Source organism: Nocardia sp. NPDC004151 (genome assembly GCF_042874235.1).
Lineage (GTDB): Bacteria > Actinomycetota > Actinomycetes > Mycobacteriales > Mycobacteriaceae > Nocardia.
In genome coordinates this window covers 525,182-549,892 of record NZ_JBIAMR010000001.1, presented here as the reverse complement: position 1 = coordinate 549,892, position 24,711 = coordinate 525,182, and the positions used below count along the sequence as shown (strand labels likewise).

Annotated in this window: 21 protein-coding genes; 15 read left to right on the top strand and 6 right to left on the bottom strand. The window is 68.6% G+C overall.

Translation table 11 applies throughout. The annotated features are described in order from the left end of the window. Positions 1-65 precede the first annotated feature (65 nt). From ACFYTS_RS02525 to ACFYTS_RS02500, 6 genes are all read left to right on the top strand, one after another. On the top strand, positions 66-1,832 hold the full coding sequence (locus tag ACFYTS_RS02525; protein ID WP_387300794.1) for an FAD-dependent oxidoreductase: 1,767 nt from the start codon (positions 66-68) through the stop codon (positions 1,830-1,832). A gap of 66 nt (positions 1,833-1,898) precedes the next feature. After that, the gene (locus ACFYTS_RS02520) at positions 1,899-2,522 is read left to right on the top strand and encodes a pyridoxamine 5'-phosphate oxidase family protein (protein ID WP_357275430.1); all 624 of its coding nucleotides are present in this window, start codon (positions 1,899-1,901) and stop codon (positions 2,520-2,522) included. An 89-nt stretch (positions 2,523-2,611) separates the two neighbouring features. After that, positions 2,612-3,844, top strand: coding sequence for a MurT ligase domain-containing protein (locus ACFYTS_RS02515; RefSeq protein WP_357275941.1), 1,233 nt, complete (start codon positions 2,612-2,614; stop codon positions 3,842-3,844). A gap of 70 nt (positions 3,845-3,914) precedes the next feature. Further along, the gene (locus ACFYTS_RS02510) at positions 3,915-4,628 is read left to right on the top strand and encodes a glutamine amidotransferase (RefSeq protein WP_357275433.1); all 714 of its coding nucleotides are present in this window, start codon (positions 3,915-3,917) and stop codon (positions 4,626-4,628) included. 173 nt (positions 4,629-4,801) lie between these two features. Continuing rightward, a complete protein-coding gene (locus ACFYTS_RS02505; protein WP_387301078.1) occupies positions 4,802-6,415 on the top strand; it encodes a GMC oxidoreductase in 1,614 nt (537 codons plus the stop codon). A 183-nt stretch (positions 6,416-6,598) separates the two neighbouring features. Further along, on the top strand, positions 6,599-7,399 hold the full coding sequence (locus ACFYTS_RS02500) for an ion transporter (RefSeq protein WP_387300792.1): 801 nt from the start codon (positions 6,599-6,601) through the stop codon (positions 7,397-7,399). A gap of 4 nt (positions 7,400-7,403) precedes the next feature. Here the strand turns inward: ACFYTS_RS02500 and ACFYTS_RS02495 are convergent, their stop codons facing one another. The 3 genes from ACFYTS_RS02495 to ACFYTS_RS02485 form a co-directional block, all read right to left on the bottom strand. Further along, positions 7,404-8,612 (bottom strand): low temperature requirement protein A, encoded by a 1,209-nt coding sequence (locus ACFYTS_RS02495; RefSeq protein WP_387300790.1) that lies wholly within the window; start codon positions 8,610-8,612, stop codon positions 7,404-7,406. An 89-nt stretch (positions 8,613-8,701) separates the two neighbouring features. Continuing rightward, positions 8,702-9,310, bottom strand: a complete 609-nt coding sequence (locus tag ACFYTS_RS02490) for an SRPBCC family protein (RefSeq protein ID WP_357275442.1) — start codon at positions 9,308-9,310, stop codon at positions 8,702-8,704. Between the two features lie 193 nt (positions 9,311-9,503). Beyond that, complete coding sequence (locus ACFYTS_RS02485; RefSeq protein ID WP_387300787.1) at positions 9,504-10,082, bottom strand: TetR/AcrR family transcriptional regulator; 579 nt, start codon at positions 10,080-10,082, stop codon at positions 9,504-9,506. A gap of 72 nt (positions 10,083-10,154) precedes the next feature. Here ACFYTS_RS02485 and ACFYTS_RS02480 point away from each other — a divergent pair, with 72 nt between their 5' ends. The 4 genes from ACFYTS_RS02480 to ACFYTS_RS02465 all read left to right on the top strand — a co-directional run bounded on the left by ACFYTS_RS02480 (position 10,155) and on the right by ACFYTS_RS02465 (position 15,132). Further along, positions 10,155-10,739 (top strand): dihydrofolate reductase family protein, encoded by a 585-nt coding sequence (locus ACFYTS_RS02480; RefSeq protein ID WP_357275446.1) that lies wholly within the window; start codon positions 10,155-10,157, stop codon positions 10,737-10,739. Between the two features lie 112 nt (positions 10,740-10,851). Further along, positions 10,852-12,117, top strand: a complete 1,266-nt coding sequence (locus ACFYTS_RS02475) for an aspartate kinase (RefSeq protein ID WP_357275449.1) — start codon at positions 10,852-10,854, stop codon at positions 12,115-12,117. A gap of 4 nt (positions 12,118-12,121) precedes the next feature. Further along, positions 12,122-13,153, top strand: a complete 1,032-nt coding sequence (locus ACFYTS_RS02470; protein ID WP_387300785.1) for an aspartate-semialdehyde dehydrogenase — start codon at positions 12,122-12,124, stop codon at positions 13,151-13,153. 728 nt (positions 13,154-13,881) lie between these two features. Next, on the top strand, positions 13,882-15,132 hold the full coding sequence (locus tag ACFYTS_RS02465; RefSeq protein WP_387300783.1) for a helix-turn-helix domain-containing protein: 1,251 nt from the start codon (positions 13,882-13,884) through the stop codon (positions 15,130-15,132). Positions 15,133-15,147: 15 nt separating this feature from the next. On the opposite strand, the gene ACFYTS_RS02460 is transcribed toward ACFYTS_RS02465, so the two are convergent. Beyond that, positions 15,148-16,500: a serine hydrolase domain-containing protein gene (locus ACFYTS_RS02460; RefSeq protein ID WP_387300781.1), complete on the bottom strand. Its 1,353-nt coding sequence runs from the start codon at positions 16,498-16,500 to the stop codon at positions 15,148-15,150. Between the two features lie 319 nt (positions 16,501-16,819). Between ACFYTS_RS02460 and ACFYTS_RS02455 the strand changes: the two genes are divergently transcribed. The 3 genes from ACFYTS_RS02455 (at position 16,820) to ACFYTS_RS02445 (ending at position 20,708) form a co-directional block, all read left to right on the top strand. Further along, on the top strand, positions 16,820-18,079 hold the full coding sequence (locus ACFYTS_RS02455; RefSeq protein WP_387300779.1) for an AAA family ATPase: 1,260 nt from the start codon (positions 16,820-16,822) through the stop codon (positions 18,077-18,079). Positions 18,080-18,097: 18 nt separating this feature from the next. Next, the gene (locus tag ACFYTS_RS02450; protein WP_357275458.1) at positions 18,098-19,168 is read left to right on the top strand and encodes a tetratricopeptide repeat protein; all 1,071 of its coding nucleotides are present in this window, start codon (positions 18,098-18,100) and stop codon (positions 19,166-19,168) included. A gap of 85 nt (positions 19,169-19,253) precedes the next feature. Continuing rightward, positions 19,254-20,708, top strand: a complete 1,455-nt coding sequence (locus ACFYTS_RS02445; RefSeq protein WP_357275461.1) for a catalase — start codon at positions 19,254-19,256, stop codon at positions 20,706-20,708. A gap of 25 nt (positions 20,709-20,733) precedes the next feature. Here ACFYTS_RS02445 and ACFYTS_RS02440 read toward each other — a convergent pair whose 3' ends face one another. Then, complete coding sequence (locus tag ACFYTS_RS02440) at positions 20,734-21,384, bottom strand: TetR/AcrR family transcriptional regulator (RefSeq protein ID WP_387300776.1); 651 nt, start codon at positions 21,382-21,384, stop codon at positions 20,734-20,736. A gap of 101 nt (positions 21,385-21,485) precedes the next feature. Between ACFYTS_RS02440 and ACFYTS_RS02435 the strand changes: the two genes are divergently transcribed. Continuing rightward, positions 21,486-22,211: an SDR family oxidoreductase gene (locus tag ACFYTS_RS02435; protein ID WP_357275466.1), complete on the top strand. Its 726-nt coding sequence runs from the start codon at positions 21,486-21,488 to the stop codon at positions 22,209-22,211. An 18-nt stretch (positions 22,212-22,229) separates the two neighbouring features. Here the strand turns inward: ACFYTS_RS02435 and ACFYTS_RS02430 are convergent, their stop codons facing one another. Beyond that, entirely contained in the window at positions 22,230-22,970 is a 741-nt protein-coding gene (locus ACFYTS_RS02430) for a TetR/AcrR family transcriptional regulator (protein WP_387300774.1), read from the bottom strand. 155 nt (positions 22,971-23,125) lie between these two features. On the opposite strand from ACFYTS_RS02430, the gene ACFYTS_RS02425 reads away from it, so the two are divergent. Beyond that, entirely contained in the window at positions 23,126-24,667 is a 1,542-nt protein-coding gene (locus ACFYTS_RS02425; protein ID WP_387300772.1) for an MFS transporter, read from the top strand. The last annotated feature ends 44 nt before the right edge of the window (positions 24,668-24,711 follow it).

Here is a 24,711-nt window from a genome sequence, read left to right as displayed (position 1 = left end):
CCCCAACCGACCATCTGTCTGCGACAGCTCCATAGGATGCTGACCAGGCGTGGGAGGTAACGGGTATGGCAGGACAGCGTTTGTCCGTCACGCGGCGATCAGTGCTGCGTGGAGCAATGGCGGCCGGGGCGATGGCGGGAGCGGTGGCGGCGGGGGCCGCCCGTCCCGCCGCCGCCCACGCGGCCGCAGGACGTCGGGTAGCCGTGCTGGGCGGCGGTGTCGCGGGTCTGACCGCGGCGCACGAACTGGCCGAACGCGGTTTCGAGGTGACCCTGTACGAACGGCGGGCGCTGGGCGGCAAGGCGCGCAGCATCCCCGTCCCGGGCAGCGGCAAGGACGGGAAGCCGGAACTGTGGGGTGAGCACGGATTCCGTTTCTTCCCCGGCTTCTACCGTCACATTCCAGACACCATGCGGCGAATCCCGTTCGCGGGCAATGTCAATGGTGTATGGGACAACCTGGTCGCGGCGTCGGAGGCGCGCTTCTCGCGCAAGGGCACCGACGACACCATCATTCCGATGGGCAAGGCCGGGAAACCGTGGTCCACCCCCGACAACTTCCGCGAAACAGTCGGGTCCGCGATCACCACCTCCACCAATATGGGCACCGCCGACGCCCTCTACTTCGCCAACCGCCTGCTGGTCTTCAACACCAGCTGCGACGCGCGCCGCAATGGGCAGTGGGACAGCGTGGCGTGGCGGGACTACGTCGGTGCGGGCAAGCGCTCCAACGAATTCCGCATGCTGCTGTCCAGAACGCTCACCACCCTGCTGGTGGCCGCCAAGGACGACAAGGCCAGCACCCGCACCATCGGCAATATGGGCGAGCAGTTCCTGGGCAACCCGCTCGAGACCGGCAATGACGGCCCGCTCGACCGGCTGCTGAACGGCTCCACCAACGAGGCCTGGATCGACCCCTGGGTCAACCGGCTGCGCGAACTCGGCGTCACCTTCGTCAACGCCGAGATCCGTGGTCTGGAACTGGACGGGGCGCGCGTTTCCGGTGCGCGGATGGTGGATTCGTCGGGAGCGGCCCAGACAATCGAGGCCGACCATTTCGTGAGCGCGCTGCCGGTCGAGGTGGCCCGCACCCTGTGGACGCCCGAGATCCTGTCGCTGCGACCGGAATTGGCGGGCATGAGCCAGCTCACGGTGGACTGGATGAGCGGTATCCAATTCTTCCTGCGCCGCCGCGCCGATATCGCGCGCGGCCACGTCGCCTACGTGGACTCGCCGTGGTCGCTCACCTCGATCGCACAGGGCCAGTTCTGGAATCGCACCCCGGTCACCGGTCTCGGTGACGGCACCGTGCAGGACTGCCTGTCGGTCGACATCTCCGACTGGAACACCCCGGGCATCCTCTACGGCAAACCGGCCAAGGAGTGCACGCACGAGGAGATCGCGCGCGAGACCTGGGCGCAGCTCGACGCGCACCTCAACGACCGCGGCGAGCTGCTGCGCAAGGATGACCTGCACTCCTGGTTCCTCGACACCGGCATCGCGTGGGACGCCGCGCAGAAGCGCAACACCAATGCCGACCCGCTGCTTATCAATACCGCGGGTTCGCTGGCGTTGCGCCCGGATTCGCATTCCGACAGCCTCCAGAACCTGTATCTGGCGGGTGATTACGTACGCACCAACGTGGACCTCGCCACCATGGAGGGTGCTTCGGAATCGGCCCGCGCCGCGGTCAACAAGCTGCTCGACGTGACCGGTTCGGACGCGCCGCGCTGCAAGCTGTTCACGCTCTACCGCGCCCCCGAACTGGAGCCGTTCCGGCAGCTGGACACGCAGCGGTACGCGGCCGGGCAGCCGAATCTGTTCGACGCCTAGGGGAATTCCTCACACCGGCGGAAAAGAGCTGGTGTGAGGGCCTCGGGCGGGCGTTGAATCGGGGACATGAGCGAGATCACGGACCCGGTCGAACTGCGTGAACTACTCGGGGAGGTCGCCCCGCGGCCGCGGAACAAGGACCGCCACGCCCTGCACGAGCGGGACCGGGAGTGGATCGCGCGCTCGCCGTTCGTGGTGCTGGCCACCAGCGCCGCGGACGGCACCTGCGACGCCTCGCCGAAGGGCGATCCGGTCGGATTCGTGCAGGTGCTCGACGACAAGACCATCGCGATCCCGGAGCGGCCCGGCAACCGGCGCGCCGACGGATACCTCAATATCCTGAGCAATCCGCATGTGGGCGTGCTCTTCATGATTCCGGGCCGCAACGACACCCTGCGGATCAACGGCCGCGCCCGATTGCTCCGGGACGCACCGTATTTCGACGACATGATCGTCAAAGGCCATCGCCCGATCCTCGCCATCGAGATCGCGATCGAGCAGATCTTCTTCCACTGCGCCAAAGCGTTCATGCGCAGTGACCTCTGGCGGCCGGAGCGGTGGGCGGCCGACACGCTGCCGGGCACGGCGCGCCTGGTCAAGGATGTGCAGCCGACCACACCCGAGACCGTCGAACAGCTCGAGGAGTACTACAGCGTCGACAGCTACCAGAAGAAGCTCTACAACGGCTGAGTGCGGCGCGGATCACGGCGCGGCCCCCCACACCGCGTGCACGCCGTTTCCCCGTTCCCCATAAACTCGCGGTCGTGGCAGACATCTCGATGCGCGGACAGCTGGCGCTGCGGGCGGCGACGGCGGCGTCGTGGGCCTCGCGGCGGGCCGGGCGGGGCAACGGCTCGATGATCGGCGGGTTGATCGCGCTGAAGATCGATCCCTCGCTCATGACGCAGCTCGGCCGCGGCAAGCGCACGGTGCTGGTGACCGGGACCAACGGCAAGTCCACCACCACCCGCATGACCACCGCCGCGCTGCAGTCGCTGGGCCGGGTCGCCACTCAGGCCGACGGCGCGAACATGGACGCCGGGATCGTGGCCGCGCTCACCGCGCACCGCACCGCCCCGCTCGCGGCCATCGAGGTGGACGAACTGCACCTGCCGCATGTCGCCGACGCCCTGAACCCGTCGGTGGTGGTGCTCCTGAACCTGTCCCGCGACCAGCTCGACCGGGTCGGCGAGATCAATATGATCGAGCGCCGCCTGCGTGAGGGCATGGCCCGGCATCCCGCGGCCGTACTGGTCGCCAACTGCGACGACGTACTGGTCACCTCCATCGCCTACGACCACCCGAACGTGGTGTGGGTCTCGGCCGGCAGCGGCTGGGCCGTGGACGCCACCAGCTGCCCGCGCAGCGGCGAGCCCATCGTGTGGGAGGGCGAGCACTGGTACAGCACGGGCGCGGACTTCCAGCGCCCGGAGCCGCGGTGGCGGGTCGACGAAGCGGGCCTGCACGGCCCCGACGGCCTGGAACTGCCCCTCTCCCTTGCCCTTCCGGGCCGCGCCAACCGCGGCAATGCCGCCCAGGCGGTGGCCGCCGCGGTCGCGCTGGGCGCGGATCCGGCCGTGGCCGCCGCGGCCACCGGCACCGTGAAGGAGATCGCGGGCCGCTACCGCAGCGTCGACGTGGACGGCCGCAGCACCCGCATGCTGCTGGCCAAGAACCCGGCGGGCTGGCAGGAAGCACTGTCCATGATCGACCCGGCCGCAACGGGTCTGGTGATCGCGGTCAACGGCCAGGTGCCCGACGGCGAGGACCTGTCCTGGCTGTGGGACGTGCGCTTCGAGCACTTCGAGGGCACCCAGGTGGTGGCCGCCGGCGAGCGCGCCACCGACCTCGCGGTGCGCCTCACCTACGCCGGCGTCGAACACATCACGGTGGCGGATCCCTTGCGCGCCATCGCTTCCTGCCCGCCCGGGCGGGTCGAGGTGCTGGCCAACTACACGGCGTTCCGCGATCTGAATCGCGACCTCGAAGAGAAGACGGGCGTCCGCGCATGAGCGGGCAGGCCCGGCGGCGGCAGCGCAGTGTAACCATGGAGGGCCCCGCGAAGGCGCGAGAGGATAGAGCATGACACGAGAATCGACCGTCCGCATCGGGCTCGTGCTCCCGGACGTGATGGGCACCTACGGCGACGGCGGCAATGCCGTGGTGCTGCGCCAGCGGCTGCGCATGCGCGGCTATGACGCCGAGATCGTCGAGATCCCGCTCACCGAGCCGGTTCCCAACTCCCTGGACCTCTACACCCTCGGTGGCGCGGAGGACTCGGCCCAGCGGCTGGCCACCCGCCATCTGCAGCGCTATCCGGGCCTCCAGGAGGCCGCTGGGCGGGGTGCGCCGGTGCTGGCCATCTGCGCGGCCATCCAGGTCCTGGGCCACTGGTACGAGACGTCGTCGGGCGAACGTGTCGACGGCGTGGGCCTGTTCGACGTCACCACCGCACCCCAGGACAAGCGGGCCATCGGCGAGGTCGCGACCCAGCCGCTGGTGCCCGGCCTGTCCCAGCCGCTCACCGGCTTCGAGAACCATCGCGGCGGAACCAAACTCGGCGGCGACGCCAAACCGCTGGCCCGGGTCACCAAGGGCGTCGGCAACGGCGTCGGGGACGGGCTCGAGGGCGTCATCCAAGGTTCGGTGCTCGGCACCTACATGCACGGCCCCGCCCTGGCCCGCAATCCCGAGCTCGCCGACTATCTGCTCGGCCGCGCGCTGGGTGTGGATTCGCTTCCGCCGCTGGAGCTTCCGGAGGTCGATCAGCTCCGCCGGGAACGCCTCCGGGCCTGATGGCGGGCTGATTTCGGCGCTGCCCACGGGATCGGGGGCTTGTGCCGCGGCACAGCCGCCCTGAATGTCCGGTTGGTGATCTCTCACCAAGGTGTTGAGGCGATGGCGAACGGCCGGTAATCTCGCGCGCGGTCACGCGTGATTAGGGAGGTGACCGGTTGCGTAGGCGCACCATGTTGAAGGCTGCCGGATTGGCGGCTCTGTTGGCGGGCGTCGGAACGGGTGCCGCTACGCGCGGCGCCGGATCCGCGTCCGCGAATCCGTTGTGGAACGCGCTGTTCGAGGCGTGGGTCCCGGAAATCTTTGCGCCACTGCCGGATCCGCCCGAGCACACCGAGGCCATCGTCATCGGCTCCGGTTTCGGCGCCGCGGTGACCGCGCTGCGACTGGCCGAGGCCGGTATCCAGAACACCGTGCTGGAACGCGGTTCCCGCTGGCCCAACGACCCGTGGCGGGAGATCTTCACCGGCGACGAGCTGCCCGACGGTCGCGGCTTCTGGCATCGCACCAGCTTCACCGGCATCACCAAGGTCCCGGTGCCGTGCGCGGACTTCGGCGGCGTCCTGGACGTCACCGAGTACCCCGGCATCGACGTGTGGCGCGCCTCCGCGGTGGGCGGCGGGTCGATCGTGTTCACCGGCGCCATGGTCGCGCCGCCGAAGCACCTGTTCGACCACGTCTTCGGCGGCGTCGTGAACTTCGACGAACTGGACTCGGTGTACTACCCCCGGGTCCGGCAGATGCTGCGGCTGTCCCCGATGCCCCAGGACGTCTACGACTCCGCGCCGTTCGCGCACTCGCGGGTGTGGGACCAGCAGGTGCGGGCCGCGGGGTACACGCCGCAGGCCAACGACTCGATCTTCAACTGGGACGTGGTGCGCGCCGAGCTGGCGGGCAACAGCCGCGCCTCGGCCACCGCGGCGCACAGCAATCTCGGCAACTCCAACGGCGCGAAGTTCGATCTCAACCAGAACTACCTGCGCTACGCCGAGGGCACCGGCCGCACCGGCATCTTCCCGGGCCACCGGGTCGACACCATCGGCCAGGATGCGAACGGCAAATACGTTGTCACCGTGAGCAAGCTGGCCCCGACCGGTCAGGTGCTGCGCACCCGCACCCTCACCTGCGACAAGCTGTTCCTGGGCGCGGGCTCGGTCGGCACCTCCGAACTGCTGGTGCGGGCGCAGGCCACCGGCACGCTGCCCAACCTCAACGAGCATGTCGGCGACGGCTGGGGCACCAACGGCGATGTGGTGCTGGCCCGCAGCTTCAGCTACCCGTCCATGAACGGCGGCGGCGTCCCCAGCGCCAGCCGCATCTTCGACGACGCGGGCATGCCGCTGCACCTCGAGAACTGGTACGTGCCGGGCATTCCCATCGACACCGGCGCCATCGCCTCGCTGGGCATCGTGCTGGACCCGACCCGCGCCCGCTTCGGCTACGACCGCGGCCGCAATGCCGTGGGACTGGCCTGGCCGCACGAGGCGCAGGGTCGGATCGTGGACGCCTGCCGCGCGGTGGATCACAAGGTGGGACAGGCCAGCGGCGCGATGGTGGACTACACCGCCATCGGATTCGACGCGCAGGGCTTCTTCACCGCGCACCCGCTGGGCGGCGCGGTGCTCGGGCGGGCGACCGACGGCTACGGGCGGGTTGTCGGCCATCCCGGTCTGTACGTCATGGACGGCGCGGCCATCCCGGGCAGCACCGCCACGGTGAACCCGTCGCTCACCATCACCGCGATCGCCGAACGCAATATCGAGGCGATCATCCGCGCCGGAAAGTAGCCGGGCGGAGGGCTTTTCGCCGTTGTCCACAGTTCCCCCAGGGGGCTGTGAACAAACTTGCGGCGCGGAATGCTGCGATAGGGAAAGACCGGTCGGCGGGAAATCTGCTGTGCGGAACACCGCCTCACCGGGGGTTTGCGCCGACTACGCTGGCGGCGACCGTTCGAGGAGGAAGGGGACGTCGTGACCGAGCTCGGCGCACCGGAGGCCGATCAGTTTCCGCACAAGCCCCCGGCCCTGTGGAGCGATTTCCTCATGCTCGCGCTCGCGGTGGTGTCCGTCGTGCTGGTCGCGTGGATCACCTTCTTCCCGGTGTCCGACCACACCTACCAGTTGATCCGGATCGCGGATTACAGCATCTGCGCGGTCTTCCTGGCCGAATTCCTGTGGCGCTGGCGGCGGGAGGGCTGGAGCTGGACGTTCCCGTTCATCTACTGGTACGAGGTCCTCGGCATGATTCCGGTGACCAGCCCGTTCTTCCGCGGGTTCCGGCTGCTGCGGATCGTGGTGATCGTGGTGCGGCTGGGCCGGGTGGCCGACCGCGCCTTCGGCGACCGGATCACCGCGGCCGTGGTGAGCCGCTCGATCGGGGCCATCGTCGAGGCCATCGAACGCCCGCTCACCATCCGGGTGCTCGACGAGGTCGGCGAGGTGATGCGTGCCGGCCACTACACCCGCAATATCGCGAACGCGCTGGAGGAGAACCGCTCCGAGATCGATCAGATGATCGTCGAGGTGATCCGGAGCGATCCGCAGCTGGGCAAGGTGCGCTACATCCCGTTCCACGAGGAGATGATCCGCGGCATCGCGGACGCCAGTTTCCGGGTCATCTTCCAGGTGCTGGCCGATCCGCGCACCGACGAACTGGTCGCGGACGCCCTGCGCGAGAACATCAATCAGCTCCGCGACGCCGTGCACGCGGGCACCCGGGTGCCGGAGTCGATCAACCACCGGATCGCCCCGGGCGCCGGATCGCCCGTATGACCGCTCAGTTCGTCCCGTGCCGGATGAGATCGCGCGGCTGGGCGTAGCGCACCACCTCGAACACGATCAGCGCCAGCAGCACCGAGCACAGGATGCCCAGCGCGGCCAGCGCGGGCAGCGCCGAAGCGAGCGGGATGAGCGCCGGCAGGACCCCGGCGGTGACCAGTCGCGGCACCAGCACCTTGCCGGTCGCGTAGTGCCGGAAACCGACCAGCGCCAGCAGATATGCCGCCACGCCGCCGTACAGCGCGAACAGCGGGATCCCGTGCAGCTGGTCACTGAGCGAATGCCCTTGGGCCCCACCCACGTAGTTGAGCACCTTCTTCAAACCCAGTGCCATGGCCACGATTCCGGCGATCATCGGGAAGTGCCAGAAGGTGTAGCAGTTGCGGGCGATCTGGACGCGGCGCGCGCCATGAGCGTGATGCATGGCGCGTTCCACCACCAGCGCGGCCACGTCGAAGTAGGCCCACCACAGCAGCCCGGCCACACCGAGCCCGAGCATCGAGCCGACCGCGATGGGCCACGAGATCGGCAGTCCGGCCACGCCGACGCCGATGGACACGATGGACTCGCCCAGCGCGATGATGACGATCAGGCCGTACCGCTCGGCGAAGTGCGAGGCCGAGTAGAGCCGCCATTCGTTGCCCGCGAAGAACGTCCAGCCCATATCGCACACCAGAGCGGCCAGCCACAGCCCCAGCTGGGCGGCGCCCGTGGTGAGGGCGCCCGCGACGAGCAGTACGGCGGGCACGCTGAGTGAGCCTGCCGCCCAGCGGATCACCTGTCGTCGCAATTGGGCGTCGTGCGTACTCGCCATCCAGAACACGGCCAGGTGGATGAGCCGCACGGCCAGATACGCGATGACGAAGACCAGCGGCCCGTACCAGCCACCCGGCAGATCGTCGAAGGACTCGGGAATGGTGAGCGCGATGATGAACGCCCCGCCCATGGCCACGAACATGGCCACCCGGGCGATGCCCTCGTCGGCCTTGATCACATTGCCGAGCCAGGAGTAGCCGATCCACGCCCACCACAGCATTGCCAGGATCAGCAGGGCGCGCAGCAGATTCACGGCGGTGGTCTCGTGCGCGGCGAAATCGGTGACCATGGTGAAGGCGAAGACGATCACCAGGTCGAAGAACAGTTCCAGCTGGGTCACCGAGGCGTCCTCGGCGACCGGGGTCATGCGGGTGCGAACCGAACCGGGCATGGCAGACATACTGCCGGTTCGTGCGGGCGAACGGCAGTGTCAGTCGCCAGTGTTCGCCGTCGGCATCAAGCGGGTTCCCGCCACCGGCCTCAGGCGGTGCCGAAGCCGGGCTCGAAGCCGCGGCCGTAGTCCAGGCGCTGCGCGTAGCCGGGCTGCGGGTAACCGGGCTGGGCGTAGCCGCCCTGCTCGTAACCCTCGGCGTAGGGCGCGGGTTCGGCGGCCTCGGCCGGGGCGGCCTCGACCTCGCCGAGGCCCTGCAGGCCGGTCACGGATTCGACGAAGGCAATGAAGTTGCTGATCAACGCCTCGCCCTCGCGGCGCGCGCTGCGCTTGAGGACCATGCCGGGCACCGGGATCGGCAGGTAGAGCTCGGAGTGGTACCAGACTTCGGTTGCGCCGTCCTCGATTTCGGCGAGGTCGAACCAGCTGGTGCCGCCGGCGCCGGCGCTGGACTCGGTGACCCGCCATTCGACGCGGGTGTCGGTGCAGCTGAACTCGACGACCTGCCGGTCCGGCCGGCCCATCAGGTTGGCCGAGACGTAGACCCGCTTCGGACGGCCGAATTGGTCGCGGCTGGCGACCCGGACGTCCTGGTGCGAGGGCGACCAGTCGGGCATCTGCTCGACCATGAGCAACGCGTCCATCACCTGGTCGGGATCGAGGTCGATCACGAACCGGTGGTCAGTTTTCGTGCGCATATCTACCCTCCACTCGGGGACCGATTGTGACCAGGGTCGCTGCCAGAGTCAACTGTGCATCCCACTACTTCTGACCGACTGGTCGGTCTGATTGGGTGCAATGTCCCAGCTCGGCGTAGAAATCCGCCAGGGCTGTAGATAAACCGGAAATCTTGGGCAAAGCCGGCATTCGGGCGGCGCGAAGTGACGGCGGTCACACGGCCGGTATGGCCCGGTCCACCGCCGCCTCGATCAGCCGCGCGGCCTCCGCGTCGTCGAAGATCTCGGGCAGCGTGAGCCTTTCGACGATGAGCCAGTTCAGGGCCAGGTACAGCAGCAATACGGAGTCGGCATCGCCGGGCAGCCCGGAGTCCAGATGGTTGCGGACATTGAACTCGATGTCGGCGCGCACCCGCTCGGTGAGGATCGCCTGCAACTCCGGACGGCGGGTGGCTTCCAGGCGTAGTTCCAGCAGGGCGAGGTAGCCGGTCCGGAATCCGGTGATCCGCGCGACGGTCTCGGTCATCAGCTCGGCGATGGTCTGGCGGGTGCGTGGTCCGGTGGCGAGGTGGTCCATCGTCTCGGCGCTGGGTTGCAGCCGTTCGTAGAAGCGGTGCCCCGCCTGGACGAAGAGTTCGTCCCGATTCGGGAAGTAGTTCGAGGCCGTTCCCGCTGGTACACCGGCCTCTTTGTCGACCGCGCGGAAGGTCAGTCCGCGGGCGCCGTCGCGGGCCAGGGCCTCGATGGCCGCGTCGATCAGGGCATTGCGTCGTTCCGGATTCGTCCGAACCATTGACACCACTCCATTCGTAGTACTATGTTCGTAACCACTACGGACACAGTACTACAAATGAGGCGGTAAATCATGCGAAACCTCGTCTACTACGTCGGCGTCAGCCTCGACGGCTACATCGCGGGTCCGGAGAACGAAGTCGACTTCTATCCGGTCAGCGACGAGTTGTCGGCCTGGTTCAACGAGCGGGTCCCGGAGGTCGTCCCGACCCATATCCGTGAACACGTGGGGCTGCCGGCCGATACCCCGAACCGGCAGTGGGACACGGTCCTCATGGGCCGGGCCACCTACGAGCCCGCCCTGGCCGCGGGCATCGCCAGCCCGTACGACCATATGAAGCAGTACGTCTTCTCCACGACGCTCGCACCGGTCGACAATCCGCAGGTGGAGGTGGTCGCGGGCGATCCGGTCGAGCTGGTGCGCCGACTGAAGCAGCAGGAGGGCCGCGACATCTGGCTCTGCGGCGGGGCGAACCTGGCCGGGCAGCTGATCGGTGAAATCGACCGGATGATCATCAAGAGCTACCCGGTGATCGCGGGCGCGGGCATCCCGCTCTTCGCCGGCGGGTTCCGTCCCACCCGGTTCGCCGTCACCGATCGCCGGGAATTCGGCAATGGCACGCAGGTCACCTGGCTGGACCGGGTGCGTCCGGAATAGCTGGCGGATGGCTGAAGTCGGCCGACGAGAGGTGGGGCGAAATCTCGTGGACCTCGGCCGGTAGTCTTGGGGCTCGGTAGCAGCAGTTTGTCGATCTTGGAGGATTTCCGCCGTGGCTCTCGTCGTCCAGAAATACGGAGGATCCTCGGTCGCCACCGCCGAGCGCATCCGGAGGGTCGCCGAGCGGATCGTCGAGACCAAGAAGCTCGGCCACGATGTGGTCGTGGTGTGCTCGGCCATGGGCGACACCACCGATGAACTCCTGGATCTGGCCCAGCAGGTCGCGCCCGCCGCGCCTGCCCGCGAGATGGACATGCTCCTCACTTCCGGTGAGCGCATCTCCAACGCGTTGGTGGCCATGGCCATTCACTCCCTCGGCGCCGAGGCTCGGTCCTTCACCGGCTCCCAGGCCGGCGTCATCACCACCGGCACGCACGGCAACGCCAAGATCATCGATGTGGCCCCGGGCCGGGTGCAGCAGGCGCTCGGCGAGGGCACCATCGTGCTGGTCGCCGGTTTCCAGGGCGTGTCCCAGGACAGCAAGGACGTGACCACGCTGGGTCGCGGTGGTTCCGACACCACCGCGGTCGCGCTGGCCGCCGCGCTCAATGCCGATGTGTGTGAGATCTACACCGATGTGGACGGCGTCTTCTCCGCCGACCCGCGCATCGTCACCGACGCCCAGAAGCTGGACTCCGTCTCCTACGAGGAGATGCTGGAGATGGCGGCCTGCGGCTCGAAAGTTCTGATGCTGCGTTGCGTCGAGTACGCGCGCCGCTACAACGTGCCCGTCCATGTGCGGTCCTCGTACACGGACAAGACGGGCACCATGATTACCGGATCGATGGAGGACATCCCCTTGGAGCAAGCAATCCTCACGGGCGTCGCGCACGACCGCAGCGAGGCCAAGGTGACCGTGGTCGGCATTCCGGACGAGCCGGGCTACGCCGCCAAGGTGTTCCGCGCGGTCGCCGATGCCGAGATCAATATCGACATGGTGCTGCAGAACATCTCCAAGGTGGAGACGGGTAAGACCGACATCACCTTCACCCTGCCCAAGCTGGAGGGCCCGCGCGCCGTCGAGCTGCTCACCAAGCGGCAGGGCGAGATCGGCTTCTCCCAGGTCGTGTACGACGACCACATCGGCAAGGTGTCGCTGGTCGGCGCGGGCATGAAGTCGCACCCGGGCGTGACCGCCACCTTCTGCGAGTCGCTCGCGGACGCGGGCATCAATATCGACCTGATCTCCACCTCGGAGATCCGGATCTCGGTGCTGGTCAAGGACACCGACCTGGACGAGGCCGTGAAGGTGCTGCACTCGGCGTTCGATCTGGGCGGCGACGAGGTCGCCGTGGTGCACGGCGGAACGGGACGGTAGAGCCATGGGTGTGCGTGTAGGCGTCGTCGGCGCGACCGGTCAGGTCGGCGCGGTCATGCGAAAGCTGCTGGAGGAGCGCAACTTCCCGGCCGACGAGGTGCGCTTCTTCGCGTCCTCGCGCTCGGCGGGCAAGACGCTGCCGTTCCGCGGCAAGGACATCGTGGTCGAGGACACCGAGACCGCGGACCCGACCGGACTGGACATCGCGCTGTTCTCGGCCGGCGCCACCATGTCCCGGGTGCAGGCGCCGCGCTTCGCGGCCGCCGGTGTCACCGTCATCGACAACTCCTCGGCCTGGCGCAAGGATCCCGAGGTGCCGCTGGTGGTCTCCGAGGTGAACCCGGAGGCGACCCGCAACCTGGTCAAGGGCATCATCGCCAACCCGAACTGCACCACCATGGCCGCCATGCCGGTGCTCAAGGTGCTGCACGACGAGGCCGGTCTGCAGCGGCTGATCGTGTCCAGCTACCAGGCGGTCTCGGGCTCCGGCCTGGCCGGCGTGGAGGAGCTGGCCTCGCAGGTGCGCGCGGTGATCGGCGACGCCGAGAAGCTGGTGCACGACGGGTCGGCCGTGGACTTCCCGGCGCCGAACAAGTACGTGGCCCCCATCGCCTTCGATGTGATTCCGCTCGCGGGCTCACTGGTGGACGACGGCAGCGGTGAGACCGACGAGGATCAGAAGCTGCGCAATGAGTCCCGCAAGATCCTGGGTCTGCCGGACCTGCTGGTGAGCGGCACCTGCGTGCGCGTGCCGGTGTTCACCGGGCACTCGCTGTCGATCAATGCCGAGTTCGCCCGGCCGATCTCGGTGGAGCGTGCTGAGGAATTGCTGGCCAAGGCGCCCGGCGTGCGGCTGACCGATGTGCCGACGCCGCTGGCCGCCGCCGGCCAGGACGAGTCGCTGGTGGGTCGTATCCGCCAGGATCCGGGCGCGCCGGACGGTCGCGGTCTGGCGCTGTTCATCTCGGGCGACAATCTGCGTAAGGGCGCCGCGCTGAACACCATTCAGATCGCGGAAGTCCTTTTGAACAACTGATCAGTTTTCTCTGATCGGAACTAACCGTTACGGACCGTGCACGTAAAGTGCGCGGTCCGTTTTCGGATATGGTCAATCGGCCCAAAGTTCCGCGCACGGTAGTGGCGCGAGCCGATCGATGGGCATGCCGTCGATGGTGACTTCAATGCCATGCGGTCTCATATGTGCTGCGAGACGTTCCGCAATTGCTCGCTCGGCGCGGTAATCCAAGATCATTCCGCCGGGAAACCGCAGGCGCACATGGACTTCGTCGGTTTTGGGGGCGGCCGTCATCGTGTGGGCGCCCGGTGGGTGACTGGTTGGCCTTTCGCCGCGCGGGAGTTCCGGTTACCCTCGCGTTCGAGGCGAGCGGTGATCGTTTGCCCCGTCGCCCCGTCGGCAGCGGAGGAATACTTGGTGGCCGCTAGGGCGCACGCCGCGAACCACATTGCCGCGCCGCCGATTCCGGCTCCGAGTAGGAAGAAGAGAAGTTCGCCGGGCATGACCACCTCTTGTCGTCCGTTTGGTTCGACGGGTCCTCTTCAAACGTTAAACACAGAAAAATTGCGGTGCAATAAGAAAAATCCATGTTCCATACTGTGCGCCGTAAGCTCGCCCGGTCTGGAATCCTTGTCGGCAGATCCCCCCTTGGAAGGAATGGGCGGAGGGAGAAGGGCATGGTAGACATCGGCGAAACAAGCGGGCGGTGACGGCCGGGAAAGCCGATCAGGCAGAAGGAGTTTGACCCGGTGGCCGAAAGTACCCTTGGGGCACGGGTAGCGGAGTTGCGCCGGCGGCGGGGACTATCGCAGAAAGAGTTGGGCGCGGCGATTCGGCGCTCGGAAAGCTGGGTGTCGCAGGTCGAGCGAGACGTCCTGCCTGTTGAGCGACTGTCCGTTCTGCAAAGACTGGCGGACGTGCTCGGCGTGGCGGTACGCGATCTGCGTCCGGAAGCGGCCGAACCGGTGGCCGCCGACCGCGGCGACGGGCACCGGCCCGGCTCGGCGGTCTTCGAGCAGCTGCGGCTGTTGCTCACCGGACATCCCGCACTGGACCAGCTTCTCGGAGACGAGGCCGACCGCGTTCCCGAGCCGAACGCGGCGGACGCGAAACTCCCCGAGCTGCAACAGCGCGTGGACCTGGCCTGGCAGCTGGCACACGAATCCCGTTTGGTCGAGGTGGGCGGCAGCCTGCTGGAGCTGATCCCGGACCTGGAGCACGCCGCGCGGGCGAACACCCCGCGGCGGCCGGAAGTGCTGACCCAGCTCTCGCGCGCCTATCAGGTGGCCGCGACCGCGTTCACCCGTCAGGAGGAGGTCGACGCGGCGTGGGTCGCGGCCGATCGCGCCTTGTCCGCGGCCGAGGAATCCGGTGACGCGCTCAGCGTCGTGGCCGGAACCTACCGCATGGCACAGGCCTTCCTGCGCCTGCAACGACTGGAACAGGCCGAACAGGCGGCACGGGTGTCGGTGGCGGCGCTGACCGCCCGCGCGGCGGCCGACCACCCGCGGCCGGAAGTGCTGTCGCTCTACGGATCCCTGCAGCTCATGCTGGCGGTGATCGCGGCGACGGACGGGAATCGCACCGCGGCCCGGGCCGGGCTGGCGGCGGCGCGCACCGCCGCCGATCGACTGGGCGAGGGCCGCAACGACTTCGACACCGAGTTCGGTCCGACCGGGGTCGCCGTGCACGCGGTGGCCGTGGCCGTCGAACTGGGTGACGCCGGCGAGGCGCTCGACACCGCGCGCACCGTCGACGCGTCGATCCTGTCGCCGGAACGGCAAGCTCGCTTCCTGGTCGACGTGGCTCGCGCGCACGCGCAACGGCGGCAGGCGGCGGAAGCGTTGGAGGCGTTGCTCAATGCCGAGCGACTAACGCCCGAACTGGTCCACACCGATCATCGCGCCCGCGAGGTGGTGCGCGATCTGCTGCAGTTCGCCGGCCGCCGGCCGGCCGAGGAATTACGGGAGTTGGCGGGGCGCGCCGCGGTCACGCCCTAGACGCTGTCGTCGGAGTCAGCGCACCCCCGGGGTGCGCGGGTCGGGGCCGACGCACGCCAGCAGCAGGCAGCCCGGGGGCGCGTCACTGAACGGCGGGGCGAGCGGAAGGTTCAAGCAGGACAACACGGTACAGCCGGGATAGGCGTCCGCGCCGACGCCGAAGACCGCCAGCGCGATATCGGTGTCGAAGTAGGCACGGTAGTCCACCCGCAGCGGCGTCTCCACGTACGGGCCCGGATCCGGCATCGGATGGTCGCGGAACCCGGACAGCAGGCGGCGGAAGAACTCGTGCGACGGCTCGTCGCCGTATTGCAGGAGGCCGCCGGGGCCTTGGCCGTTGTGCACGCCGAACACGCCGGTCCACACCACCATCAGGTCCAGGTCGGGCACCACGAAGACGTTCTGCAGGCCGAGTCCGGACATGGAATAGGTGTCGGCGGGCAGGAATTCGGGATTCTCCGCGCAGCCCGGGCCGAGCCAGAACAGGTAGCCGTAGCAGCGGTTGGTGCCCGACGGCGTGACGGCCCGATCCAGATAGGCCTCGGAGACGACCGCGCGACCGTTCCAGCGGCCGTGCGCGGCGACCAGCATACCGAGCCGCGCCAGATCGGCGGGCGGGATGAACAGGTGCGCGTACCCGTAGGTGTGGCCCGAACGGTCCCGCGCCCAGTAGTAGTCGCCGCGCTCGATGCCCAAGGGGCCGAACAGTTCCCGCTGCGCGAAGTCCTGGAGCGGTTCGCCGGTGGCCAGTTCGATCACATACGACAGCAGGTCCACATTGCGCTGGCTGTATTGGAAGGCGCTGCCCGGTGGGGTGTCGAAGGGCACGCCCAGTGCCTGGACCGCGCTGAACGGGTCGAGGGGGACGACACCGGTGATGCCCTCGGTGGCCGCGCCGATCCGCAGGCCCGAGGTCTCCTGCAGCAGGTTCTCCACGGTGATGGCGCGGTGCCCGGCGTCGCCGATGCCCGGCGGCAGATAGTTGTCCAGGGTCGCGTCGATATCGAGTTTTCCACGGTCCCAGGCGATTCCGGCGAGCAGGGAGACGATGCTCTTGGTGACGCTCCAGACGTTCCACGGGACGGTATCGGTCTCGGCGTTCGAGGGGCCGGCGCCGATCAGGCAGTTGTGCCGAAAGACCTGGACGTTCAAGCGGTTTCGGGTGGCTGCGAAGGCAAGGGCGTCGGCGAGTGGGCCGGGGTCGACCCCGGCGTCCTCGGGTGCGGCACGCACGAAGTCGCGCCCTGTGGGTTGCGCGCAGTGCGCCGGGTCGGTCACCGCTGTCGCGGCCCCTCCGCCGAGGATCACGCTGCCCGCCATCACTACCGTCGCCAACGCGCCGGCCATCCCCCTGCGCATGCGCCGCATGGAGTTCAGGCTAACCCGGAAAGTTGAAGCCGACGCCCAACAAGCGCCTCTCGGCGAGTGGTCGCTCGTAGCGACGAAGGGTGCGGCCCGGGGCTGTTCCGACGCCGGCACTGTGCATCAACCGGGCTTCGTGCCGATCTATTCCAGGTGCGACACTGTGATCTGGGCTATGCCTCGAAACGCCTATGGAGAGTCCGGGTTCAAAACCGCGGGGTGGCACGCCGGCATGATCCGGGTGACGTCGTCGCGGTGGTGACCGGTGTCACCGGGAGCGTTTAGCATTCGGCGAAGAACAATCTGTACTTCTCTTGGGGGAGCTGTGACCGACGATCCGGTGATCGCCAATCTGCTGACCGTGCTCGACGCCAATCCCGAGCTGCTGCCGGTGCGGATCAGCGTGATCGAACTGCTGGCCGCTCGCGGACGCCACGCGGAGGCGCTGTCGCAGTGCGCCACGGCGCTGGCCCAGGATCCGGTCAACGCGCAGGTGACGGCGCTGCTGCAACGCTGTACCGCGGCGCTGGCGGGCGCGGCCGGTGAATCGGCCGCGGCCGCACTGGCTTCCACGACGTCGGCCGCGGTCGAGCCCGAGGCGGCCGACTCCGGCTACGACTGGGAGGCCGCCGAGGAGCAGGTGGGCGACATCATCCAGCCCGCCTTCGTGAACGAGCGGTCCGAGCCGTACGCCGAGGGCGATGTCGGCCTGTTCGAGCGCCCCAAGCTGACCCTCGCCGATGTCGGTGGCATGGAGCACGTCAAGCAGCAGCTGGAGTTGTCGCTGCTGGGCCCGGTCCGAAACCCGGAACTGGCCAAGGCCTTCGGCACCAGCGCCCGCGGCGGCCTGCTGCTCTACGGCCCGCCCGGTTGCGGCAAGACGTTCGTGGCGTCGGCGGTGGCGGGTGAGCTGGGCGCGAACTTCTACGCCATCGAGATCGCCGACATCCTGAACTGGTACACCGGCCGCAGTGAGTACAACCTCAAACAGGTCTTCCGCACCGCGCGCCGCAAGGCCCCCTGCGTCCTGTTCTTCGACGAGATCGACGCCCTCGGCCACAAGCGCAGCCACCTGTCCGGCTCCAGTTCGCTGCGCTCCACCGTCAATCAGCTGCTCACCGAGATGGATTCGATGACCAGCGACAACGAGGGCGTCTACATCATCGGCGCCACCAACCACCCCTGGGACGTCGACGTGGCCCTGCGCCGCCCCGGCCGCTTCGACCGCATGGTCCTGGTCGCCCTCCCCGATCCGGAGGCCCGAGTCTCGATCCTGCGCCACCACCTGAAGGACCGCCCCGTCGAGGGCATCGACCTCAACGCCGTCGCCGCCCGCACCGAGAGCTACTCCGGCGCCGATTTGGCCCAAATCTGCAAGTCCGCAACCCAACTCGCCATGGCCGACTCCATCCGCACCGGCGCCGTCCGCCCCGTCCGCATGGATGACATCGCCGCCGCCCTCGCCCAGACCCGGCCCAGCACCGGCGCCTGGTTCGAATCCGCGCGCAACGTCGTCGAATTCGCCAACAACGACGGCAGCTACGACGAGCTCGCCGCGTATATGCGCACCCGCGACAACCGCTGATCCCGGATCGCTGACCGGATGAGCGAGAAGATCGAGAAGGCCAGGGTGCTGGCGGATCTCGGGCGGTTCGATGCGGCCCGGGAGATGTTGGGGGAGGTGCTGGCGGGGGATCCGGAGGATCCCGAGGCGTTGGCGGACATGGCCAATCTGGCCTATCGGGAGGGGGAGTACGAGCGAGCGCTGGAGTTCGCGGGGGCCGCGATGCGGGTGGCGCCGGACGAGCCGTTCGTGTGGCGGGTGCGGGCGCTGGCGGAATTGCAGTCGAGTCGAAGCGCGGCCGGGGACGAGGGGGCGCAGCGGCGGGAGCGGGCGCTGGCGGCGGCTCGGCGGGCTGTCGAACTCGAGCCGGACGAGGCGGTGAATTTCCGGATCCTGGCCGCCACGCAACGGGATACCGATCCGGCGGCGGCGCTCGAGAATCTGGAGCTGGCGCTCGAGCTGGAACCGGACGACCCGCACACGCATCTGCTGCGCGGGCTGACCCTGCGGCGGAACGTGCACGGGCCCGATGCGCAGGCGCAGGCGGAGGCCGCGTTCCGGGAGGTGCTGCGGCTGGAGCCGGACCATGCGGAAGCGCTGTACGAGCTCGCGCTGCTCGCGGTGGATCGGGGGGACAACCAGGCGGGCGCGGAGCAATTGCGGCGGGTCGCGCAGTTGGATCCCGCGTACGGCGATGTGGTGCGGGAGCAGCTGGCGTGGCTGGCCGCGCAGGACGAACTGCGGGCGCGGGCGGCCCGGGACGCCGCGGCCGGGGGCGCGTCCCGTGGTCCGTACCGCGAGCGGAAAGCCGTTGTCCGGGCGCCGGTTCCGCGGCCGAAGTCCGATGGCAGCCGGTTCGGGCGCTGGGCGGCGGCGGTCGGGGTGCTGCTGGTGATCCGGGTGGTGATCGCCGCCCTGGGCTCGGATCACGATTCCGCGCCGACCACGACCCACTACACGCCGCCGCGCTACACGGCGCCGCCGACGTTCCCGTCGTACCTGCGGCAGTACCCGCTCACGGTGCCGCCGATGCCCACCTGGCTCGATCGCCCGCCCACCTACATCCCGCCACCGAACTTCCCGACCTATCGCCCGCCGGCTCCGCGGTAGCGCCCGGACTGTATACAGCTTTGTTTACCGACGAGCCTGCCCGCTTTTCTTGACTAGTTCAAGAAAGCGGAGCAGGCTCGGTTTCATGACCAAGGCGACCACCACCAACTCCGGCGCCCCGGTGCCCAGCGACAACGAATCGCTCACCGCGGGCGCCCAGGGCCCGATCCTGCTGCACGATCACTACCTGATCGAGAAGCTCGCGCACTTCAACCGGGAGCGCGTCCCGGAGCGCGTGGTGCACGCCAAGGGCGCGGGCGCGTTCGGCGAACTGGTGGTCACCGGCGACGTCAGCCGCTACACCAAGGCCGCGCTGTTCCAGCCGGGCACCCGCACCGAATCGCTGGTGCGGTTCTCCACCGTCGCCGGTGAGCAGGGCAGCCCCGACACCTGGCGCGACCCGCGCGGTTTCGCGGTGAAGTTCTACACCACCGAGGGCAACTACGACATCGTCGGCAACAACACCCCGGTCTTCTTCATCAAGGACCCGATCAAGTTCCCCGACTTCATCCACTCGCAGAAGCGCCTGCCCGGTTCCGGCCTGCGCGACGCGAACATGCAGTGGGACTTCTGGACCCTGCGCCCGGAGACCGCCCACCAGGTCACCTGGCTCATGGGCGACCGCGGCATCCCCGCCACCCTGCGCCACATGGACGGCTTCGGCTCGCACACCTACCAGTGGATCAACGAGGCGGGCGAACGCTTCTGGGTGAAGTACCACTTCAAGACCGACCAGGGCATCAAGACCCTCACCCAGGCCGAGGCCGACGAGCTGGCCGGCAAGGACGCCGACTACCACCGGCGCGACCTGTACGAGGCCATCGAGCGCGGCGACCACCCGAGCTGGACGCTGAAGGTCCAGATCATGCCGGTCGCCGAGGCGGAGAACTACCGCTTCAACCCCTTCGACCTGACCAAGGTCTGGTCGCAGCAGGACTACCCGCTCATCGAGGTCGGCCGCTGGACCCTGAACCGCAACCCCGCGAACTACTTCGTGGACATCGAGCAGGCCGCCTTCGCGCCCTCGAACGTGGTGCCCGGCATCGCCTTCTCGCCCGACAAGATGCTGCTGGGCCGCGTCTTCGCCTACGCCGACGCGCACCGTTACCGGATCGGCGCCAATCACGCGCAGCTGCCGCCGAACCGCGCCAAGGCCGCCCCGGTGAACTCCTACTCGCAGGACGGCGCCATGCGTTCCGGCCACAACGCGCCGACCGTTCCGGTGTACGCGCCCAACTCCTTCGGCGGCGCGCACGCCGACCCGGCCCGCGCCATCGATGACGGCGCGTGGGCGTTCGACCCGACCATGATCCGCGCCGGGTACGTCACCCACCGCGAGGACAACGACTTCGCGCAGGCGGGCACCCTGGTGCGTGAGGTCATGGACGACGCGCAACGGGATCGCCTGGTGAGCAATGTGGCCGGGCACATCCTGGGCGGTGTTCGCGAGCCGATCCTGGGCCGCGTGTTCGACTACTGGAAGAGCGTGGACGCCGACCTCGGCAAGCGCATCGAAGTGGCTGTCCGCGAACAGCTCTGACCAACTCTCGGGTCTCTCGCGGGTTTTACCCCCGGACCCGATTGGGGCCCGCGTCGCTTCGGCGACGCGGGCCTTCTGTGTTCCCTGCCAGAATCGAATCGGTGAGCCGTTCGGCCACGGCGGTATCGAGGGGCGCGTGGCCGATCAGGAAGCGGTACCAGAACACGCCGTAGAACTGGTCGACCATGAGATCGAGGTCGGCGTCATCGGACAGTTCGCCGCGTGCGCGACCCCGCTCCAGGACCTCCAGGACAGCCTGACGCCGTTGCGCTGTGAAGGTTTCCAGCAATTCGGCCAGGTGCGGGTCCTGCGCCGCCTCGCGAACCAGGGTGCGCAGGGCGGGCGCGGTCGAATCGCTCTGCGCGCCACGGAAGGTCGAGTCGATGATCGCGAGCAGGTCGGCGCGCACCGAACCGGTGTCGGGCGTCGGCACGTGCAGGGTGGATCGTTCGGTGAGCGCGTCCAGCAGCAAGGCGCCTTTGGACGGCCACCAGCGGTAGACGGTCTGTTTCCCGACTCCGGCCGCCCGTGCGATGGCGTCGATGGTGACCGGCGCGCCCCCGGATTCGCCGAGCAGCCGTAGCGAGGTGTCGAGGATGGCCTGGTGGGTGGCCTCGTTGCGGCGGCGGCCGGTGTGGGGTCGCTCGGGATCGGACTGCGGCCCTGCGGTTTTCATCGATGTCCTCCTGTGGCGCAGCTCACCGTTCTGTCGAGACTAAAAGTCTCGGTTCCGCTGTTGTCGAGACTATCAGTTCCAACAAACTGGAGGTTCCGGCAATGACCACAACACAGCGCGTCGTCATCATGGGCGGCAGTTCCGGCATCGGTGAGGCCACCGCCGCCGTCTTCGCGGCCGCGGGCGCCGAGGTCGTCATCACCGGTCGCGACCGGGCCAAGCTGGACGCGGCCGTGGCCCGCATCGGCGGCGACACCACCGGTCACGCCGTGGACGCCGCCGACCAGGCCGAGGTCGACGCCTTCTTCGCCGGGCTGGGAACCCTGGACCACCTGGTCATCTCGGTGAGCGGTTCGGCCGGTAGCGGCCCGTTCGCCGAACTCGGCCTGGATCAGCTGGCCGCCGGTTTCGACGGCAAGTTCTGGCCGCAGGTCCGCATTCTGAAAGCCGCACTGCCACATCTGGATTCGCACGGTTCGGTGACCCTGGTGACCGCCGCCTCGGCCCGTTCGGCCTTCCCCGGCACCGCGGGTCTGGCCGCCATCAACGGCGCGCTCAATGCCATGGTCGCGCCGCTGGCGGTCGAGCTCGCCCCGCTGCGGATCAACGCGGTCGCCCCGGGAGTCATCGATACCCCGTGGTGGGAACGGGTTCCCGAGGCGCAGCGCACCGCCCTGTTCGACGGTCTGGTCGCCACCACCCCGGTCGGCCGGGTCGGCCGCCCGGAGGATGTCGCGGCCGCCATTCACCTGCTGGCCGTGAACGGCTTCACCACCGGCGTCGTCCTCGATGTCAACGGCGGGACCAGCCTGGCGTCCGGTCGCTGAATCCGCCCGCGCGGCAGCCTATTTCCCGGCCGTCCGGGTGCGCCGCACTTCCAGCCCGTCGAGGATGAGGCCGAGTTCGTCGTCGAAGAAGTCCTCGCGGGACTGGGCGACGTTGATGTCGCTCATGGTCCGATGGCGTTTGCTGATGTGCGGATAGCTGTGTGTCGCTCGCTCGGCCAGGGTCATGAAGTTGGTGAACCACTCCTGCTGGCTCTGGCCGCTGCGGGCGATGGTGGTGACCATGGCGGTCTCGCCGCTGGTGGTGCCGAGCACGTAGGACCAGACGGCATTGGCGGCGCGGTCGGCGGAGTAGTCGTCGAAGCCGACCGCCTCGAGCAGGGCGAGCATGGTCTCGGACAGGCGCAGCAGGTTCGGGCCGAGGTAGGCGAGTCCGGCGCCGGTCATGGCGGTGCTGATCCACGGGTGTCGCAGGATGGCGGCGCGGATGTCGCGGCCCAGGGTGAGTAGTTCGGCGCGCCAGTTCTCGGCGACGCCGGGGGGTGCGGGGACGTCGCCGAAGGCCTCGTCGATGGCGAGTTCGAGGATCTCGTCCTTATTGGTGACGTGGGTGTAGAGCGAGGTCGCGCCCGCGTTCAGGCGGCTGCCGAGGCGGCGCATGCTGAGCGCGTCGTAGCCCTCGGTATCGAGCAGGGCGAGCGCCTCGGTGACGATCTGTTCCCGGCTCAGTGCGGGCTGATCCTTGCGCTGTCGTTCCGGTCGGGTCCACACCGACGAGAACTCCTGGGCCTTGGCCGCCATGGCTCTTCCTCCTTTGTCTGCGGAACAGCATAACCCCAGCTAGAACGTCGTTCGCCCTGCCGTACACCGTTCCTTGTTGCGAACAGTGTACGGAGGCCGTACAGTGTTCGACAATGCCGCACAGTGTGCGGAACCGCTTCTCGAAGGGGACAACAATGACTGCGAAAGACATGGCCGAGGCGCTGACAGCGCCGGTCGCCCAGCGCGACCCGCGGCGCTGGCTGATCCTGGTGGTGCTCTGCCTGAGCTCCCTGGTGCTGGTGATCGACAATATGGTGCTCACCGTCGCCCTGCCCCAGATCGCCACCGACCTGCACGCCGGCCCGCAGGCGCTGCAGTGGGTGATCGACTCCTACATCCTGGTCTTCGCGGGCCTGCTGCTCACCACGGGCAGTCTCTCCGACCGCTTCGGCCGCCGGCTGGTGATGGTCTTGGGCCTGGTGCTCTTCGGCGCGGCCTCACTGCTGGCCGCCTACGCCACCAGCCCCGAGATGCTGATCGGCGGCCGCGTGATCATGGGTATCGGCGGCGCGCTCATCATGCCGAGCACCCTGTCCATCCTGATCACCGTGTTCGACGAGCAGGAGCGCCCCAGGGCGATCGCCGCCTGGAGCAGTGTCGCCATGATCGGCATGGTCGGCGGCCCGGTGCTGGGCGGCCTCATGCTCGAACACGTGTGGTGGGGCGCGGTCTTCCTGCTGAACGTGCCGATCGCGGCGGTGGCCATCGTGGCGGCCATGACCCTGATGCCGGAGTCCAAGGGCCCGGCCCGCCCGACCGATCTGCCGGGCATGGCGCTGTCCATCGTCGGCACCGTGGCGCTGGTGTGGGGCATCATCGAGTTCCCGACCAAGGGCCTTGCCGGAACCTGGGTTTCGCTGGTGGTCGCCGCGCTCTTCCTGGTGGCCTTCCTGATTCGTGAACTGAAGGCCGAACACCCGATGGTGCCGCTGCAGCTGTTCCGCAACCGCGTCTTCACCGGATCCAGCTTCTCGCTGGTACTGGTCACCTTCGCCAATGCCGGTCTGCTCCTGCTGCTGACCCAGTACCTGCAGTTCGTGCTCGGCTACACGCCGATGAAGACCGCGCTGGCCTTCACCCCGCTGGCCTTCGCCGCCCTGGTGGCGCAGGGTGTGGGCGCGGGTCTGGTGCAGAAGCTGGGCGTCCGCCCGCTGACCCTGCTCGGCATGCTGGTGCTGGCCGCCGGTTCGGGCGCCCTGGCCGCGCTCGACACCGACTCGGGCTTCTGGGTCGCGGCCCTCGCCATGGCGCTGGTCGGCGCGGGCGCCGGTCTGGCCATGCCCGCCGCGATCGGCGCGCTGATGGGGGCCATCCCGCCGGAGCAGGCCGGCGTCGGTTCGGCCCTGAACGACACCATCCAGCAGACCGGTGGCGCGCTGGGCGTGGCCGTGCTGGGTGCGATCCTGGCCGGAACCTACACCGACGGAATGCCTTCCGACGCCCCGGCGGCGGCCCGCGACAGCATCGCCGGAGCCTTCGCCACCGGCGACGCCGCCCTGCTGAACGCGGCTCGCGACGCCTTCACCCACGCCATGTCGACCACCTTCCTGGCGGGTGGCGCGGCGGTCCTGGCGGCCACGGTGATCGCCTTCTTCCTGATGAAGGGCGCGAAGGCGGCGGCACCGGAAGGACTTCCGGAGGAGACGGCCGAGCCGGAGCTGGCGCAGGCCCGCTAGCCGACCCCTGAAAACGATTCCGCCCCCGGCGTACTGCCGGGGGC